The sequence below is a fragment of the Haloarcula rara genome (assembly GCF_029338235.1).
Taxonomy (GTDB): Archaea; Halobacteriota; Halobacteria; order Halobacteriales; family Haloarculaceae; genus Haloarcula; species Haloarcula rara.
This window is the reverse complement of record NZ_CP119786.1, coordinates 106,617-121,322: the sequence shown is the minus strand read 5'-3', so window position 1 is coordinate 121,322 and position 14,706 is coordinate 106,617. Positions and strand designations below refer to the sequence as shown.

The window sequence follows — 14,706 nt, the reverse complement described above, 5'->3', positions numbered from 1 at the left end:
GAGAACAGGCGACAGCCTGTTTTTACTGGTACGGTAAGTCCGGGATGTCGAATGTCCACGGTCAGAGAGCGCGTGCACGAACACGTCGAAGCCAATCCTGGCGTCCACTTCACCGCGGTCAGGGACGACCTCGACATCGCGACGGGACAGGCACAGTACCACCTCCGAAAGCTCGTCCGGGCCGGGGACGTCGTCGCCGAGGAGATTCGCGGCCAGACACACTACTTCGACCGGTCCTTCGACCCGTGGCAACGCCGCGCACTGGCGTTCGCACGGCGCGAGACGGCCCGGGCCCTGCTCGCTCACCTCATCGAGGACGGCCCGTTGGGGGCGGCCGAACTGGCCGACCGACTGGACGTGAGTCGCAGCACGGTCGCCTGGCACGTCTCGTCGCTCGCCGACGCGGGGGTCGTCGAGAAATCCTACGGTGACCGGGGCAGGGTCGTCGTCGAACTGGTCCGGCCCGAGGAGACCCGCCGCCTGCTGGGTGAGGTGACACCCTCGCTCGCCGACCGGCTCGTCGACCGCTTCACCCGACTCGTCGACGGGGGACTGTCCGACCCCGACTAGCGGAGGGTTGCGACGACGGCGGCGCCGGCGAGGGTCGCCCCCACCAGCACAGCAACGCGCCGGTCGCCAGCCGACCCGGCACGAACGACGACCTGGTCGGGACAGCGACGTACAGCACCTGGTCGAACACCAGCCCGCGGTACGCCCCAGCCGGGGTCACCGCCAGCGCCCCGCCGAGCGAGTCACTCGTGACCGTCCCGCCGTCCAGCGCTGCAAACACGGCGACGTCCCCGCCGACGGTGAGCACCAGCAGCCCGGCCAGGGCCAGCACCAGCGCGCGAGCGCGAGAGCCGGCGATCACCGACAGCAAGAGGACCAGCGACAGCGAGACGAGCCCATAGACCAGCGTGAGCGCGAGGAATCGCAGGTACAGCCACGGCGAATCGACCCCGCGGTGGCTCGCGAACACCGTCGTCTCCGGCCCTGCTGTGGTCGCCACGTAGACGCCAAGCGCTGCGAGCGGCACACCGACCACGACTGAGAGCACCATCGCACGGCCGGCGTAGGTGCCGCCGACGTACCCCCACGCCGGGAGCGGATAGGTCTCCATGACGTCCAGTTCGCCCCGCGAGATGGGGTCGGCCATCGCGCGGTAGCCGACCGCGAAGGCGACCGCCGGGACGAGCACCTCGACGACGAGGAGCACGTCGATGACGGTGGGGACGTAGCCGCCGGTCGGCCCGCCGCCGGCGACGGCGACGCCGAAGACGGCGACGGCCGTCACGAGTGCCAGCGCGAGGTACGTCCGCGTTCGTCGCGCCGCCGTGACCTCGCGGGCGAACACGCGCCAGACGCCGTCGGCCGCCGTCATCGGTCACCTCCCGCTGCGACGACGCCGGTGTCCCCCGCTAGCAGCGACGTGAACGTCTCGTGGAGCGGCCCGCCGGTCTGTTCTCGCAACTCTGCCGGGCTTCCCGTCGTGCGGAGCCGCCCCGATTCGAGGACGGCGAGGCGGTCGGCGGTCCGTTCGACCAGGGGGAGCTCGTGCGAGCTCAACACGACGGCACGCCCCTCGGCGGCGATGTCCTCGACGACCCCGAATATCCGTTCGCTCATCGCCGGGTCGAGCCCGCTCGCCGGTTCGTCGAGCACTACTACCGGCGGGTCGCCGGCCAGCGCCTGGGCGATACCCAGTAGCCTCGTCATTCCGCCCGAGAGGCCCGTGACCGGTCGGTCCGCGACAGCCTCGAGCCCGACGTTCGCCAATAGCCGGTCCGGGTCGTCGCCGACCAGCCCGGCGTAGAAATCGACCGTCTCGGCGACGGTAAAGCCCGGCCGGAAGGTCGGGCGCTGTGGCAGGTAGCCAAAGCGACGGACCTCCTCGGGGCCACCGTACTCGACGGACCCCAGAGTCGGGCGCTCGATACCGAGCAGTAGTTCTATCAGGGTCGTCTTCCCGGAGCCGTTCGGGCCGACGAGGCCGGTCACGGCTGTATCGGGGAACTCGACTGTGACCGCGTCGACGGCGGTCACGTCGCCGTATGACTTCGTCAGGTCGCTGGTCGACAGGTACGGTGCAGCGGTCACGGCGTTACCTCCGTCTGTGTCTCGTTTCGTAGCATAGCGAGCGTGTCTGGGTTCGCTGGCTCGGCCAGCGGATGGGTGTCGACGATACTCCCGCGGCGAAAGCCCGGTGTGGTGCCCCGCAGCGACCGGAGAGCGCGGACACTCGGTGCCGAGCGGAGGACGACCGCGGCGTCGGTCTGGTGGAGCCGCCGGTCGACAGTGTCGGTCGGCGAGTAGGTCCGGGTCAGCGTTCCGTCGTCGCTGCCGGCCAGGTCGTACGCACCGCTCCAGTAGTTTCCTCGCCCGTCGTGAGTGTATCGACGCAACGGACCCGGGCCGGAGACGGCGTGTTTGTCGTTGGCAACGAAGTCGTTTGCCCTGACGACGTTCGAGGGCAGGACGGTCGCGGCGCTGAGGCCGATCTCGTTGCCGTAGATGACGTTGTGCTCGTAGCGGGAGCGACCGGCGTTGGTCGAGAGTCCTCTCGACGTGTTCGCGATGGCGTTGTGGGCGACGTAGCTCCGGCTACCGGCCATCATGATACCGCTGCCGGAGTGACGGACGTCGTTGCCGACGACGGCGTTGCCCTCGGGGTTGGTCATGACGACGATGCCCGAGTACAGCTGGCTGCGGGCCGTGTTGTCCGCGACGAGCGCCGACGAGGTGTACATCAGGTGGACGCCAAAGCGACCTTCGTGGAAGGTGGTGTCCCGGATTACGGTCCCGTCGGCGCGGTGGAGATAGACGCCGTCGCGGCCCCCGCGGAACCGGCTGTTCTGGACGACGATGTCGCCGTGCATCCCGACGACGCCCATGAAGCCGTCCTCCCAGTAATCGGTCCCGTCGACCGTGACGTTCTCGACGACGGCGGCCGGGGTCCGCCGAAGGACGAGCCCGCTCGACGGCGTCCGGACCGAGAGGTTCGCGGCGTACAGCGCCGAGGCGGTGCGCGCGGTGACCGCCGCGTCGCTGTTCCCGTAGGCCGCGGTCACGGTCGCGTCCCAGGCGTCACCGGCCGCCGAGCGATTGCCGACCGTCTGGTTCCCGACGCCGCGCAGGTCGAACCCGACGAGGCCGACGCGGTCGGCCCGGACCGTCACGACGGAGCCGTTACCGCCGCCGTCGAGTGTCGCCCCCGACCGCGCAGCGTTATCGGTTTCTCGACGGTCACCTGCTCCCGGTAGGTGCCATCGGGGACGACCACGGTCGTGTTCGGCGGCGCGGCCTCGACGGCGGCCTGGACCGTCGGGGCGTCCTCGCCCACGACGACCGACACCGGTCGAGCGCTGCGCTCGCGGGCGGCCCGGACGCTGGCGTTGGCGCCCGCTCGCCGGTCGTCGACCGCGTCCCGAACAGTGGTCGCCCCGTCGCGCTCGAACGACCGGTTCCGCAGGGTCGCCCAGTCGACGACGCGGCCGCCACACCGGTCCGCGAACGCGTCGGCGTCGTCGCGGCTCCCGAACGGCACGGTGACGGGCCCCGCCGGGCCCCGCGCGGTCCCGTCGACGACGAAGTGGGCGTCGCTCGCGGCCACCCAGTCAGGTGACCCCTCGGTCCCGAGTGTGCCCCTGTCGCTACAGCGGGCCTCGGCGTCGCTGTAGTCGGAGACGTACACCGCGAGCGGGTAGCCGAACTGCTGTTCGTGGCCCGGTTCGGTGAGGGCCGTCACCGCACGGTCGAGTCCCTCGTAGCCGACGACGTAGCGGTACTGCGAGTAGAACACCTGCACCCGCGGAACGCTGATATCCCGACTGAGCGCGCGCTGTTCGTCGGCCATCGTCATCCCGCGCTGGACTGTCTGGTCGAACGGGACGGGGTCGGGGCGCTCGCTGCCGAGGTCGACCGCGAAGGCGGCGCCGAACACGACGACCGTGACCACCACCCCCAGTGCCGTTACCGTCTGCCACGTCGATAGCGTGGGACCCATCTATCGACGGCTACGAGAGCCTCGATGAAACCCGGTCTGGTACGACCGTCGAACCGTTTCGAGAGGCCCACCAGACTGCTTTTGGGCGTGATTTCCCAATCCCAACCGATGCGACGGCGACAGCTACTTCAGGGTGTCACAGCGGCCGGGACCGCCGCGGTCGCCGGCTGTCTCAGTCGGTTACGGAACGGCTCGGGGTCGAACGTGGTGCTCGACCCGCCGGCCGACCGCCAGTTCGACAGCGAGGAGCTCCCGTATCCCGCTCACGGCCAGTCACTGCCCGCGTTCTCGCTCCCGAACCCGCTGTCCGGTGAGACGGTTGCCACCGAGGAACTGGACGAGACGCTCGTCGTCACCGGCTTCTTCGCGACCTGCCCGGCCGAGTGTGTCCAGCTGGTCGGCCAGCTGGTCGGCGTCCAGCGCGGTACTATCGAGCGGGACATCGCCGACGCGGTCCGCTTTCTGGCGATAACGTTCGACCCGGAACGGGACGACGCCAGGGCGCTGCAGGAGTACGCGGAACGGATGGACGTCGCCCTCGACGCCGGCAACTGGGAGTTCCTCCGGCCCGAGGACGCCGCGGACGCAGAGCGGGTCGTCGACGAGCGACTCGGTATAACCTTCGAGCGCGTCGGGGCCGAGGAGAGCCCCCGGGTGGAGGGGTACGATTTCAAGCACCTCTCGCTTACGTTCCTGGTCAACCCTGACGGGTACGTCGAGCGCGCGTACCGTACCGAACAGCCGGACGCGAAACAGGTGCTCTCGGACGTGGAGACGGTCGTCGAGCAGACCAGCTAGGATGCGCCGACGTCACCTCCTCGCCGGCGTCGCCGGGACGACCGCGCTGGGCGCGGGCGGGCTGTACGTCGGCCCGTGGCTGTCCGGCGACGCGGCCCGAGACCCCGTCGCAGTCGAGACGCTGGCCGCGCCGGGGAGCGAGGCCGGCACGGTCACCGTCCCGCCGGCCGACCGGCCCCTGGTGCTCGAATTTTTCGCCACGACCTGCTCGGTCTGTGCTGACCAGATGTCGACACTCGCGACCGCCAGGCGACGGCTAGACGGGGCTGTGTCGTTCCTGTCGGTGACGAGCGAGCCGGTCGGCCTGTCGGTGACACGGGACGACGTGCGCGAGTGGTGGCGGACCCACGACGGTCGCTGGGCCGTCGGGCTGGACGACGGGACGACACTGGCCGAGCGCTACGACGCGACGCGGGTACCGACGACGCTCGTGCTCGACCCAGACGGCGGGGTCACTTGGCGACACACCGGGCGGTTCGACGCGGCCAGCCTGGTCGCGGCCGTCACCGAGGTGACCGACGGATGACGGCGGGGGCCACGCTCGCCTTTGCGTTCGGCGCGGGACTGGCGAGTTTCGTCTCCCCGTGTGTCTTCCCGCTCCTGCCGGGGTACGTCGCCTACTACGCCGACCAGCACGGCGGACGGGCGTCGACCCGACCGATGCGACAGGGAACTGCAGCGGCTGCGGGTGTCCTCACCGTCTTCGCGGCGCTCACGGTCGGCGTCTACGCTGTCGGCAGTCGACTCGTGGCGTCGGTGGCCGGACTGGAACCCGCCGTCGGCGCACTGCTGATCGCGCTCGGCCTCGTGACGGTGGTCGACCGGGCACCGTCGATACGGGTGTCGCTCCCGCGCCGTCGGAACACGTTGCCAGGCGTGTTCGCCTTCGGCGCCGTCTACGCCGTCGCCGCCGTTGGATGTACCGTTCCCCTCCTGCTGGCGGTGGTCGCACAGGCCCTCGCGATGGCGCCGCTCGCCGGCGCGACAGTCGTCACGGCCTACGCCCTGGGCGTCGCGCTCCCGATGCTCGGGACGACCGTGGCGGTGGGGTACGGCTCAGATATCCTGTCGGGCGGTATCGATATCTCCAGCGCCGCAGTCACTCGAATAGCGGGGGCTGTCATGGTCTGTGCGGGCGCCGTACAACTGTGGGCCGGGCTGTCGGTTGGCGGGTGAGTGGCCCGTTCAGTCTGCCGTCGCGACGAGGAGGTACGTCTCCGGTCGCGCGGCCTCGAACTCGACGGAAAAGCCGTGCTCGCAGAGCATCTCGACCGCGTCCGTGAGCGCGTAGCGCTCGGCGAGGGGCGGTCCCTGCTCGCCTTCCCCGTTGGCGGCCCAGTCCGCGATGACGAGCCGCCCGCCCGGTCGGAGCACGCGGCGTATCTCCTCGATTGCCGCCGCCGTCGCGAACTCGTGGTAGGTCATCGTCGAGAACGCCCTGTCGGCGCTGCCGGTGTCGAGGGGCATCTCGTCAACCGGGGCGGTCACGAGTTCGACGTTCGACGGAACCCCCTTCTCCCGGTAGAAGTCGTGCATCTCCGGCTGGAGGTCGACGGCGTACACCTCGCCGGTGTCGGCCGCGACGTCGTCGGTGTAGAACCCGGTCCCGCTGCCCAGGTCGACGACCGTGTCGTCGGCTGCACAGTCCAGCGCCCAGCGTAGCTCCTCGGCGGAGAGGACACGGTACCGTTGCTCGGGGGCTTCCAGTGTCGCCGCGCGGTCGGCGTCGAAGGTGTGGTGGCCCATCGTCAGAGGTTCTCGAAGGCCGCCTCTACCAGCTCGCCCGTGTCGGCGATGATATCGGCCATCGTCTCGTCGTCGGGCGCCATCCCGACGAGCCGGGCGATGCGCATGATGCTGACGTGGTAGACCCGCTGGAGGCCCGGTTCCTCCTCCCAGATGACGACGTTACACGGGAACAGGCCGCCCATCCGTTTGTCCGACGCGTCGAGGGCCCGGTCGGCCACGGCCGGGTTGCACGCGCCCAGCACGTAGTAGGGGTCGCGGCCGGCGTCGACTTTCTCGTTGAGCATCTCCGAGGGCGAGAACTCCGTGGCGACGCCGAAGCCGGCCTCGGTGAACACGTCACGGACGTGCTCGATAGCCGTCTCGTGGTCCATCTCCAGGGTCGCCTGGACTTCACCGATATCCGCCGGGTCGAACTGCTGTGGGTCGATAGGTAGCGACATTCGTGTATTAAATTGTGCCTGGCGTGCAAAACACTTCGGGACCGCAATGTGTACTGCTACCACATATCGAAGAAACGCACTGTCAGGCCCGTTGCAGCGTGATAACGAACTCCGAGCCGTCCTCGCCGTCGGTGACGTAGACGTCCCCGTCGTATCGGTCGAGGAGCGTATCCACGAGATAGAGGCCGAGACCGGTCCCCGAGCTCTCCAGTCCCTTCTCGCCGCGCCCGAATATCTCGTCTTTCCGCTCGTCCGGAATCCCCGGACCGTTGTCAGCGATGTGGACCGTGACTCGCTCCTCGGTCGTCTGAACCCACACGCGGAGCCGCGGGACCGAACTGTCGTTGTGCTGGATGCCGTTTGCGAGGATATTACGGAACACCGAGGCCAACATTCCGTCCGCGAGGACCGAGACGCTCGGGATTTCCCCCTCGACAGTGACGATTGCCCGGCTGTAGGTGCTGCGAATCTCGTCGAGCTGTGTCTCGAGTGTGGACTTGAGCGGTATCCGCTCGGTTCCGAACTCCGACTCCAGCATCGTCTCCGTGAGGTCACGCGCCTGCCGGGTGATGTCCACAGCGTGGTGGCCCTTGGTCACCATCGTGTCGAGGTACTCCAGCCCCTGCTCGTCGACGTGGTCGCGGAGCACCTCCGCCATCCCGAGGACGACCTGGAGGTCGTTGCGGATGTCGTGTCTGGTGACGCTGTTCAAGATCTCGAGGTTCTCCGTCTGCGTTTCGAGCTTCTGTTTCTGTCGTCGCTGTTCGGTGACGTCCTCGACACTGCCCACGATACCTTCGATGCCCGCCTCCTCGTCCGATAGCGGGGCCTTCTGAACGCGAACGTGTCGTTGTTCGCCATCGACGGTCACCGTCGTCTCTATTACCTGATTCTCCCCCGTCCGGCGGACTTTCTCGTCGTGTCGCGCACAGACCTCAGCCAGTTGCTCGTTCTGTAGCGTGTCCGTCCTGTGCCCGATGATGTCTTCTCGGTCTTGCCCACAGAGCGTCTCGAAGGCGGCATTACACCCGAGATAGACACCCTCAGAGTCACGGTAGAACACCGGATGCGGGATACGGTCCAGCACGGTCCGCAACCGCTGTTCCGTCCGACGCCGTGCGTCCAGTTCCCGCTGGAATAGCTTCGCCACGTCGTCAGCAGCGACCGATTCGGCGGCCGATAGGGTCGCCTCGAGGCGAGCGACCAACTGCCTGGGTCGGCCGCTCGGCGCGTCGCGTTCGACGTAATCGTCGGCGCCGGCCGAGAGGACATCAAACACCAGGACGGGGTCCGTCGTCGATTCGACGACGGCCACGACCGGCGTCGTCTCCGTCCGGTCTGCGAGCGACCGGACAGTCCCAACTGGCTCCTCGACGCCGGCCGTGTCGACGACGACGGCGTCACCTGCTTGGCCGTCGGCTACGTCCACACTCTCGGCAGTCTCTCTCGAGCGAACTGTGACCGTGCCGTCAGTTTCGGTTTCGATCGCCGTCCGGTAGTCGCCATCGGTCCCGACGTACAGTATCCGTTCAAGCGTCACGTGCAGTCTCATCCCCATCAAGGTGTTTGCGGAATAAAAACGGCACAGTTCGACCACGATAAATCATGCTGTAGTGCCTGCTCGCACGGCGCTACTGTCCTCGCTGCCTCGAGACGTACACCGTCCGGAGCCATGCGGTGACTCGCCTACCGGGGCTATCGGCCGACCTGGTCCCAGTATCGGACCAGTGCCACGCCGAAGGCCAGCACGACGGCGCCGACCCCTACCTGTCGACCGACGGTTCCGAACTCGCCGTTCTGGACGGCGACGACAGCCCGGACGGCCATGACTGCCGTCACGACCGACACGAGCGCGAGCACTGCCAGGCGAGTTTCCATATCTGGACAACGCCACTCTCCCAGTAAATCCCCTCCTTGTCACAGGACAAAACTGAATCTAAGGCTTCCTCGCATCTACACTCGAATAGCGCTCAGACCCCGCAGAACCCTGTTACAGACCATGATAGACCCAGTTATCGCAAGTCGACTACAGTTTGCGGTCACGACCATCGTCCACATCATCTTCCCCGTGATGAGCATGGGCCTCGCCCCGTTTCTCATCTACTTCACGTGGAAGGACATCCGGACGGGAGAGCCGATATACGAACAGTTGCGTCGTTTCTGGACGAAGATATTCGCCATCTCCTTCGTCGTCGGTACCGTCACCGGCATCGTCCTCGAGTTCGAGTTCGGGACGAACTTCGCAGCCTTCTCGACCGCGGCGGGTGAACTGTTCGGCGGTCCGCTGGCCGTCGAGGGCATGATGGCGTTCATGCTGGAGGCGACCTTCCTCGGCGTGTTCGTCTTCGGCCGGGACCGCGTCGGCGACAAACTGTACTTCATCTCCAGTATCGCCGTCGGGCTGGGAACGTGGCTGTCGGCGGTGTGGATTCTCATCGCGAACTCGTGGATGCAGACCCCGCGTGGCTACGAGCTCGCGACCGAGAACGGCCAGACCGTCGTCCACCTCGTCGACCCGATGGCGGCGTATTTCACGCCGCGGTTCACCTACATGTACGTCCACATGCAGAACGCGGCCGTCGAGTCGGTCGCGCTGTTCATGGCCGGCGTGGGCGCCTACTACGTCTTCCGCCACCACGTCTGGGGCTACCCCGTCGAGAACGTGGACTTCTGGGAGGCGACGCTGAAAATCGGGTTAATCGCACTGCTCATCACCGCGCCGCTGCAGGTGCTCCACGGCGACATGTACGGCCGCCACGTTGCCGAGACCCAGCCACAGAAGTTCGCCGCGATGGAGGCCGTCTGGGAGACCGAGTCCTACGTCCCCGAGTACATCGTCGCCGTGCCGACGAGCGTCGACGGCTTCACCGACCCGCGAGCGAAGGAGCTGTTCGGCATCGGGATACCGGGCGGGGCTTCCTGGCTGGCCAGCGGGGGTGATCCAACGGCCGAGATACGCGGCCTGAACGACTTCGAGACGGAGGCCCCGCCCGTCGCCATCGTGTTCTGGGCGTTCCGCGCGATGGTCGGGCTGGGTTTCTGGTTCATCCTGCTTGCCCTCTGGGGCGGCTACCGCTGGTACAAGGGCCAGCTGCTGGAGGACGGTCTGCTGCACAAGGCCTTGATGGGGTCGTCCTTGCTGGGCATCCTCGCCGTGGAGCTGGGCTGGATTGTCACGGAGGTCGGTCGACAGCCGTGGGTCATTCAGGGCGTGATGCGGACCAGTGAGGGCGTCTCGCCGGGCCTCACCGGGACCGAGGCCACAATCACGCTGGTCGGCTTCGTGGGAGTCTACGCGACGCTGCTGGGGCTGTACACCTACGTCGTCTGGCGCATTATCCGGAACGGGCCGCCGGGCCGGGACGAGCTCCGCGCCGTCCCTGACGACACGCCGACGCCCGGCCCGGGCCCGAGTCCGAGTCAGTCGACCCCGGAGGCGGTCGACGATGACTAGCGTCGACTCGCTTGCGGCCGGCCCGCTCTTTGGACTCCCGCTGCCGGAGCTGTGGTTCGGCCTGATATTTACGATGCTTGCCACGTTTCTCTTCCTAGACGGCTTCGACTTCGGGGCCGGCGCGATATTCGCGCTCTTGGAGACCGACGAGGAACGCGAGACCGTACTGGCGGCCATCGGCCCATTCTGGGACGGCAACGAGGTGTGGCTGGTGGTCTTCGGCGGGGCGCTCTTTGCCGCGTTCCCGCCGGCCTACGCCGGTCTGTTCAGCCGTCACTACCTCCTGATGTTCGCCATTTTGGGCGCGCTCATCCTGCGCGGGCTCGCCCCGGAGATGTACGAACAGCGCCACGACGCGGGGTGGCAGCGGTGGTGGGGACGGGCCTTTGTCGCCGGCAGCGTCCTCGCCCCGTTCCTGCTTGGCGTCTTCGCCGGCAACTGGCTCGTCGGCAGCGGCCGGTCGCTGACCCTCGTCGGCCCCGTCGTCGGTGTCACGCTGACCCTGCTGACGGTCGTCTCGGGGGCGGCGTTCCTCCAGCTGAAAGCCCGCGAGCGACTCCCCGAGGCGGTGACGACCTACGGCACGGCCGCGACCGTGGGCTATCTGCTCGCCGTCGTCGTCACGCTCGCCGTCCTCGCTGTTCGGCTTCCGGAGGGCGTTTCGGCGCTGCTGGATCCCGTTATCATCGCCCTCGTGGTGGCCTCTATCGGACTCGCAGCGGGTTATGTCGTGGCGCTCCGGCGCGAACAGAGCCTTCGAGCCCTCGGGGCGGCGGCGGTCATGACCTACGGGCTCGTCGCCGTCGTCGCGATACTCATGTACCCCGCAATCGATCCGGCCGCGGGCGCCACCGTCAGGGGTACCATCGTCTCGACGCTGCCGCTGAACCTGATGACTATCGGCGCGTCGCTACTCTTGCCGCTGGTCGCGGTGTACTTCGTCGTGCTGTACTCGGCCTTTAGCGGCCCCATCACCCCCGAGGAGGCGTACTGACGTGGGGCAACCCCTGCTGCTGTCACGTATCGTCGTCACCTGGGTCGAGGTCATCGCGGTGGGATTTGCCGGGGCGGCCCTGGGCGGGATGGCCTCCGGCCCACCGCAGCTCATCGTCTATCTGGCGACGGTGCTTGCCTCCGTCGGCGCGCTGCTGTACAACGTCGACAGACTGATACAGCAGCGCATGGCCGAGCGTCGGTGAGTAGCAGGCTGCGCGTTCATTGCGTCTGCAGTGAATCCGTAGCAACAACGCCGGGCACAACGGCCTGCGAGACTGCGAACGGAGACCCCAAACGGCTGGCGATGGAGCGACCCGACGGACTCAGTTCTCGGAGTCGGGGTCTGCTTCAGTGACGATACCGGGTTCCTCACTCGAAATAACCGTAATCTGGTCGGTGAGGTCCTCGACCGTGTTCGCGAGCTCGTCGAGCAGGACGGCGAACTCCCGGTAGACGAGCGGGTCTTCGACGTCGTCTTCGAAGGCGCTCTTGATGACATCGTTCCGGATAGTGTCACACTGGCTCTCGAAATCGCGAATTTGCTCTATGCCATCGGTCAGCGTCGCCGTGGCGTTGGTCCGGGCGAGACTCTGTATGAACTGCGTGACGACGTCTGCGAGCGCTTCCGCCATCTCGACGATTACCGCGGCCATTTCCTGGAGCCCGTCGTAGCTATGGACATCAGGCGCGGGTCGTATCATCGTGAGCTCCTGTGCGATACGCTCGGTGTGGTTAGCGACGATATCGAGGTCCTTGTAGAATTTGAGTAGCGCAGACTGGTTGAACTTGATTCGGGTGCTGAGCAGGCCGATATCCTGGGAGTCAGCGTTCGCAATCAGGGCCGTGATCGACCGTCGGAGGTCGTCACACTCGCTTTCGGTCTCCTCTATCCGCTCGACGACCTGTTCCGTCTCGCTGCCGCTCGCGTACGCCTCGAGCAGGTCGGGCAAGTACGTGCTACACAGCGTCAGCCGGTCGAGATATGTTTTGGTCTGTGATTCCAGGGTCCCGCTGAAACCGGTTTCAGATGTCATAGGTGGCGGTTCGGGGCCGAACGACAAAAGCGGTTTCTTGGACGGTAACTAGTGTGAGCGGACTGATTCGAGCGTCCTGCTGCTGGCGATACCTCAGAGTGCAGGTCGGTACCAGTGCCGACGACGTCGGTCACCTCGTCCGCTGGTCCGATAGCACGGTGTTCTCCCGTCGGAGGCCGATTGCGAACAGCAGTATCGCACTCGGGACGAGCAAGAGCGCGCCCAGCGCGGTGACCATATCGTCGGTCAGCAGTCCGTACACGATAGCAGTGGAGGCGATACCGGCTGTGAACAGGGCCGGAATACAGATACGACAGCCGAGTACCCGGCGTTTCACTTTGTCACCCAGCGACATACGTATAGGGTCGGTGTCGGAGACCCCTGTACCCTGAGTTGTCGCCTGACAATCCCGGGCGCGGTCAGTCGTCGGCGACCAGCGACGGGTCGGCCCGGGCGGCCCGGTCGCGCTGTATTGCCTCGTAGAGGGCGTAGCCCCCGCTCAGGCTCCCCGCCCTGACACCGTGCTGTTCGAGGATGCGACCGGCGGCGTAGGAGGTCTGGCCCATCTTGCAGTAGGTGACGACCTCGTCGGGGAACTCGTCGGTCCGCTCACGGAGTTCCGGCAGCGGGACGTTGCGGGCGTCGGGGATGTGACCCGCTGCCGCCCGCATCTCCGGCGGGCGAACGTCGACCAGCGGCGGGACCTCGCCGTCCAGGTCGTGCCAGTGGACAACGTCGACGAGCCCCCTGACGACGTTCTCGGCGGCCATCCCGGCCATGTTGACCGGGTCCTTTGCGGAGGAGTACGGCGGCGCGTACGCGAGGTCCAGCTGTGCGAGCTCCGACACCGCGGCGCCGTTTTGCATCGCGGTCGCGACGACGTCGATTCGCTTGTCCACCCCGTCGCGGCCCACGCTCTGGGCCCCGCGAACGGTTCCGTCGGCCGGGTCGAACAGGAGCTTCAGCCAGAATCGCTCGGCTCCGGGGTAGTACTCCGCGTGGGTCGGCGGGTAGACGTACACTTTCTCCAGGGCCGCGTCGTCTAGGCTGTCCTCGGTCTCGCCGACGGTCCCGACCGTCAGGTCGAACACCTTCGCGACGGCGGTGTCGAGTACGGGGTCGAGAGTGTCGTCCCGGCCGGCCAGTACGGTTCCCAGCACGCGGCCCTGGCGGTTGGCCGGCCCGCCCAGCGGGACCCAGCCGTGGTCGCCGCCGACCGCCGGAACCGCCGCGGCGTCCCCGAGCGCGTACACGTCCGGCTCGGAGGTCTGCAACTGCTCGTCGACGCGTATCGCGCCGGAGTCGTGGATGTCGATACCGGCGTCCTCGGCGAGGTCGGTTCGCGGGCTGACACCCGCCGCCAGCACGACGAGGTCGACGCCCGTCGTCTCGCCAGCTGCGAATTCTACGGTCGTCTCCTCGCCCGGGTGAAGCGCACTGACGGTGGTGTCCAGCCGCAGGTCGACGCCGGCCTCTCGGATGCGGTTGTGAAGGTGAGCGGCCATCGCGGGTCCGAGCGTTTGGGGCATCACCTGTGACTCCATCTCGGCGGTCGTCACGGACAGTCCGGCCTCGTGAAGCGTCTCGGTCACCTCCAGCCCGATGTAACCGCCGCCGACCACGAGCGCCCGGTCGACCCCGTCTGTCTCGACACGCTCCCGGATGGCCGTCACGTCGTCGATTGTTCGGACAGAGTGGGTCTCGACGGCGTCGAGGCCGTCTATCGGGGGTTCGATTGGGGCTGCACCCGGCGAGAGCACCAGCGAGTCGTAGCACAGCTCCGTCGTTCCGTCAGCCGACTGTACTGTCACCGTCCGGACATCGGTATCGACACCAGTCGCTTCGTGGTTTGTCCGGACGTCGAGGTCGAACATCCCGGCGACCGTTTCGGGCTCGAGGACGGCAAGGTCGTCCTCGGGTATTTGCCCGTCCAGGTGGTAGGGGAGCCCACAGCTCGCATACGAGACGCGGTCGCTTGCCTCGACGACCACGATGTCGGCCTCCTCGTCCAGCCGCCTGAGTCTGGTCGCGGTGCCCATCCCGCCGGCGTTCCCGCCGACGACGACGACGCGTCGGCTCATCGTCCACCCCCGTCGACCGCGGTCTCGGCACGGTTCGCCAGAGCGGGTCCGTTACGACCGGTCGACCACCGCGTCGGGCTACTCGAATACATTCATCTGGACGTTATCGACGGCGGCGATGAACCCCAGGTTGGCCTGAGACAACGGCCGG

At 67.3% G+C, this 14,706-nt stretch carries 16 protein-coding genes and 1 pseudogene; 7 read left to right on the top strand and 10 right to left on the bottom strand.

Annotated elements, in window-relative coordinates; all coding sequences use genetic code 11:
- Positions 1 to 51: 51 nt before the first annotated feature.
- Entirely contained in the window at positions 52 to 570 is a 519-nt protein-coding gene (locus tag P1K32_RS16950; RefSeq protein WP_276252428.1) for a winged helix-turn-helix transcriptional regulator, read from the top strand.
- On the opposite strand, the gene P1K32_RS16945 is transcribed toward P1K32_RS16950, so the two are convergent.
- The 3 genes and pseudogenes from P1K32_RS16945 to P1K32_RS16935 all read right to left on the bottom strand — a co-directional run bounded on the left by P1K32_RS16945 (position 530) and on the right by P1K32_RS16935 (position 4,003).
- Positions 530 to 1,381, bottom strand: a complete 852-nt coding sequence (locus P1K32_RS16945) for a hypothetical protein (protein WP_276252427.1) — start codon at positions 1,379 to 1,381, stop codon at positions 530 to 532. The two genes, P1K32_RS16950 and P1K32_RS16945, sit on opposite strands and share 41 nt — an antisense overlap.
- A complete protein-coding gene (locus P1K32_RS16940) occupies positions 1,378 to 2,097 on the bottom strand; it encodes an ABC transporter ATP-binding protein (protein WP_276252426.1) in 720 nt (239 codons plus the stop codon). Before P1K32_RS16940 ends, P1K32_RS16945 begins: the two co-directional genes overlap by 4 nt.
- A pseudogene (locus tag P1K32_RS16935) lies at positions 2,094 to 4,003 on the bottom strand (NosD domain-containing protein). Before P1K32_RS16935 ends, P1K32_RS16940 begins: the two are co-directional and overlap by 4 nt.
- 108 nt (positions 4,004 to 4,111) lie before the next feature.
- Between P1K32_RS16935 and P1K32_RS16930 the strand changes: the two are divergent.
- From P1K32_RS16930 to P1K32_RS16920, 3 genes are read left to right on the top strand one after another with little or no spacing between them, the layout of a single operon-like run.
- Positions 4,112 to 4,801, top strand: coding sequence for an SCO family protein (locus tag P1K32_RS16930; protein ID WP_276252425.1), 690 nt, complete (start codon positions 4,112 to 4,114; stop codon positions 4,799 to 4,801).
- Position 4,802: 1 nt separating this feature from the next.
- The gene (locus tag P1K32_RS16925) at positions 4,803 to 5,327 is read left to right on the top strand and encodes a TlpA family protein disulfide reductase (protein ID WP_276252424.1); all 525 of its coding nucleotides are present in this window, start codon (positions 4,803 to 4,805) and stop codon (positions 5,325 to 5,327) included.
- Positions 5,324 to 5,977, top strand: coding sequence for a cytochrome c biogenesis CcdA family protein (locus tag P1K32_RS16920; protein ID WP_276252423.1), 654 nt, complete (start codon positions 5,324 to 5,326; stop codon positions 5,975 to 5,977). Before P1K32_RS16925 ends, P1K32_RS16920 begins: the two co-directional genes overlap by 4 nt.
- A 9-nt stretch (positions 5,978 to 5,986) precedes the next feature.
- Here the strand turns inward: P1K32_RS16920 and P1K32_RS16915 are convergent, their stop codons facing one another.
- The 4 genes from P1K32_RS16915 to P1K32_RS16900 all read right to left on the bottom strand — a co-directional run bounded on the left by P1K32_RS16915 (position 5,987) and on the right by P1K32_RS16900 (position 8,868).
- Complete coding sequence (locus P1K32_RS16915) at positions 5,987 to 6,547, bottom strand: class I SAM-dependent methyltransferase (protein ID WP_276252422.1); 561 nt, start codon at positions 6,545 to 6,547, stop codon at positions 5,987 to 5,989.
- Positions 6,548 to 6,549: 2 nt separating this feature from the next.
- The gene (locus P1K32_RS16910; protein WP_276252421.1) at positions 6,550 to 6,990 is read right to left on the bottom strand and encodes a DUF302 domain-containing protein; all 441 of its coding nucleotides are present in this window, start codon (positions 6,988 to 6,990) and stop codon (positions 6,550 to 6,552) included.
- A gap of 82 nt (positions 6,991 to 7,072) precedes the next feature.
- Positions 7,073 to 8,542, bottom strand: a complete 1,470-nt coding sequence (locus tag P1K32_RS16905) for an ATP-binding protein (protein ID WP_276252420.1) — start codon at positions 8,540 to 8,542, stop codon at positions 7,073 to 7,075.
- A gap of 143 nt (positions 8,543 to 8,685) precedes the next feature.
- Positions 8,686 to 8,868 (bottom strand): DUF8073 family membrane protein, encoded by a 183-nt coding sequence (locus P1K32_RS16900; protein WP_276252419.1) that lies wholly within the window; start codon positions 8,866 to 8,868, stop codon positions 8,686 to 8,688.
- Between the two features lie 121 nt (positions 8,869 to 8,989).
- On the opposite strand from P1K32_RS16900, the gene P1K32_RS16895 reads away from it, so the two are divergent.
- The 3 genes from P1K32_RS16895 to P1K32_RS16885 are packed head-to-tail and all read left to right on the top strand — an operon-like array spanning position 8,990 to position 11,643.
- A complete protein-coding gene (locus P1K32_RS16895) occupies positions 8,990 to 10,444 on the top strand; it encodes a cytochrome ubiquinol oxidase subunit I (protein WP_276252418.1) in 1,455 nt (484 codons plus the stop codon).
- Positions 10,437 to 11,438 (top strand): cytochrome d ubiquinol oxidase subunit II, encoded by a 1,002-nt coding sequence (locus tag P1K32_RS16890; protein ID WP_276252417.1) that lies wholly within the window; start codon positions 10,437 to 10,439, stop codon positions 11,436 to 11,438. Before P1K32_RS16895 ends, P1K32_RS16890 begins: the two co-directional genes overlap by 8 nt.
- 1 nt (position 11,439) lies before the next feature.
- Positions 11,440 to 11,643 (top strand): hypothetical protein, encoded by a 204-nt coding sequence (locus tag P1K32_RS16885; protein ID WP_276252416.1) that lies wholly within the window; start codon positions 11,440 to 11,442, stop codon positions 11,641 to 11,643.
- A 120-nt stretch (positions 11,644 to 11,763) separates the two neighbouring features.
- Here the strand turns inward: P1K32_RS16885 and P1K32_RS16880 are convergent, their stop codons facing one another.
- The 3 genes from P1K32_RS16880 to P1K32_RS16870 all read right to left on the bottom strand — a co-directional run bounded on the left by P1K32_RS16880 (position 11,764) and on the right by P1K32_RS16870 (position 14,555).
- Positions 11,764 to 12,474, bottom strand: a complete 711-nt coding sequence (locus tag P1K32_RS16880) for a DUF47 family protein (RefSeq protein WP_276252415.1) — start codon at positions 12,472 to 12,474, stop codon at positions 11,764 to 11,766.
- 130 nt (positions 12,475 to 12,604) lie between these two features.
- Positions 12,605 to 12,829, bottom strand: coding sequence for a hypothetical protein (locus P1K32_RS16875; RefSeq protein WP_276252414.1), 225 nt, complete (start codon positions 12,827 to 12,829; stop codon positions 12,605 to 12,607).
- 64 nt (positions 12,830 to 12,893) lie between these two features.
- Positions 12,894 to 14,555 carry an FAD-dependent oxidoreductase gene (locus P1K32_RS16870; RefSeq protein ID WP_276252413.1) on the bottom strand — a complete coding sequence of 554 codons (1,662 nt, stop codon included), beginning with the start codon at positions 14,553 to 14,555 and terminating at the stop codon, positions 12,894 to 12,896.
- Between the last annotated feature and the right edge of the window lie 151 nt (positions 14,556 to 14,706).

Excerpts from the sequence above, each read along its gene's own strand:
- P1K32_RS16915 (WP_276252422.1), bottom strand. The coding sequence starts at position 6,547 with ATGGGCCACCACACCTTCGACGCCGACCGCGCGGCGACACTGGAAGCC.
- P1K32_RS16925 (WP_276252424.1), top strand. The coding sequence starts at position 4,803 with ATGCGCCGACGTCACCTCCTCGCCGGCGTCGCCGGGACGACCGCGCTG.
- P1K32_RS16905 (WP_276252420.1), bottom strand. The coding sequence starts at position 8,542 with ATGAGACTGCACGTGACGCTTGAACGGATACTGTACGTCGGGACCGAT.
- P1K32_RS16890 (WP_276252417.1), top strand. The coding sequence starts at position 10,437 with ATGACTAGCGTCGACTCGCTTGCGGCCGGCCCGCTCTTTGGACTCCCG.
- P1K32_RS16900 (WP_276252419.1), bottom strand. The coding sequence starts at position 8,868 with ATGGAAACTCGCCTGGCAGTGCTCGCGCTCGTGTCGGTCGTGACGGCA.
- P1K32_RS16950 (WP_276252428.1), top strand. The coding sequence starts at position 52 with ATGTCCACGGTCAGAGAGCGCGTGCACGAACACGTCGAAGCCAATCCT.
- P1K32_RS16880 (WP_276252415.1), bottom strand. The coding sequence starts at position 12,474 with ATGACATCTGAAACCGGTTTCAGCGGGACCCTGGAATCACAGACCAAA.
- P1K32_RS16895 (WP_276252418.1), top strand. The coding sequence starts at position 8,990 with ATGATAGACCCAGTTATCGCAAGTCGACTACAGTTTGCGGTCACGACC.
- P1K32_RS16910 (WP_276252421.1), bottom strand. The coding sequence starts at position 6,990 with ATGTCGCTACCTATCGACCCACAGCAGTTCGACCCGGCGGATATCGGT.
- P1K32_RS16930 (WP_276252425.1), top strand. The coding sequence starts at position 4,112 with ATGCGACGGCGACAGCTACTTCAGGGTGTCACAGCGGCCGGGACCGCC.
- P1K32_RS16920 (WP_276252423.1), top strand. The coding sequence starts at position 5,324 with ATGACGGCGGGGGCCACGCTCGCCTTTGCGTTCGGCGCGGGACTGGCG.
- P1K32_RS16875 (WP_276252414.1), bottom strand. The coding sequence starts at position 12,829 with ATGTCGCTGGGTGACAAAGTGAAACGCCGGGTACTCGGCTGTCGTATC.
- P1K32_RS16870 (WP_276252413.1), bottom strand. The coding sequence starts at position 14,555 with ATGAGCCGACGCGTCGTCGTCGTCGGCGGGAACGCCGGCGGGATGGGC.
- P1K32_RS16945 (WP_276252427.1), bottom strand. The coding sequence starts at position 1,381 with ATGACGGCGGCCGACGGCGTCTGGCGCGTGTTCGCCCGCGAGGTCACG.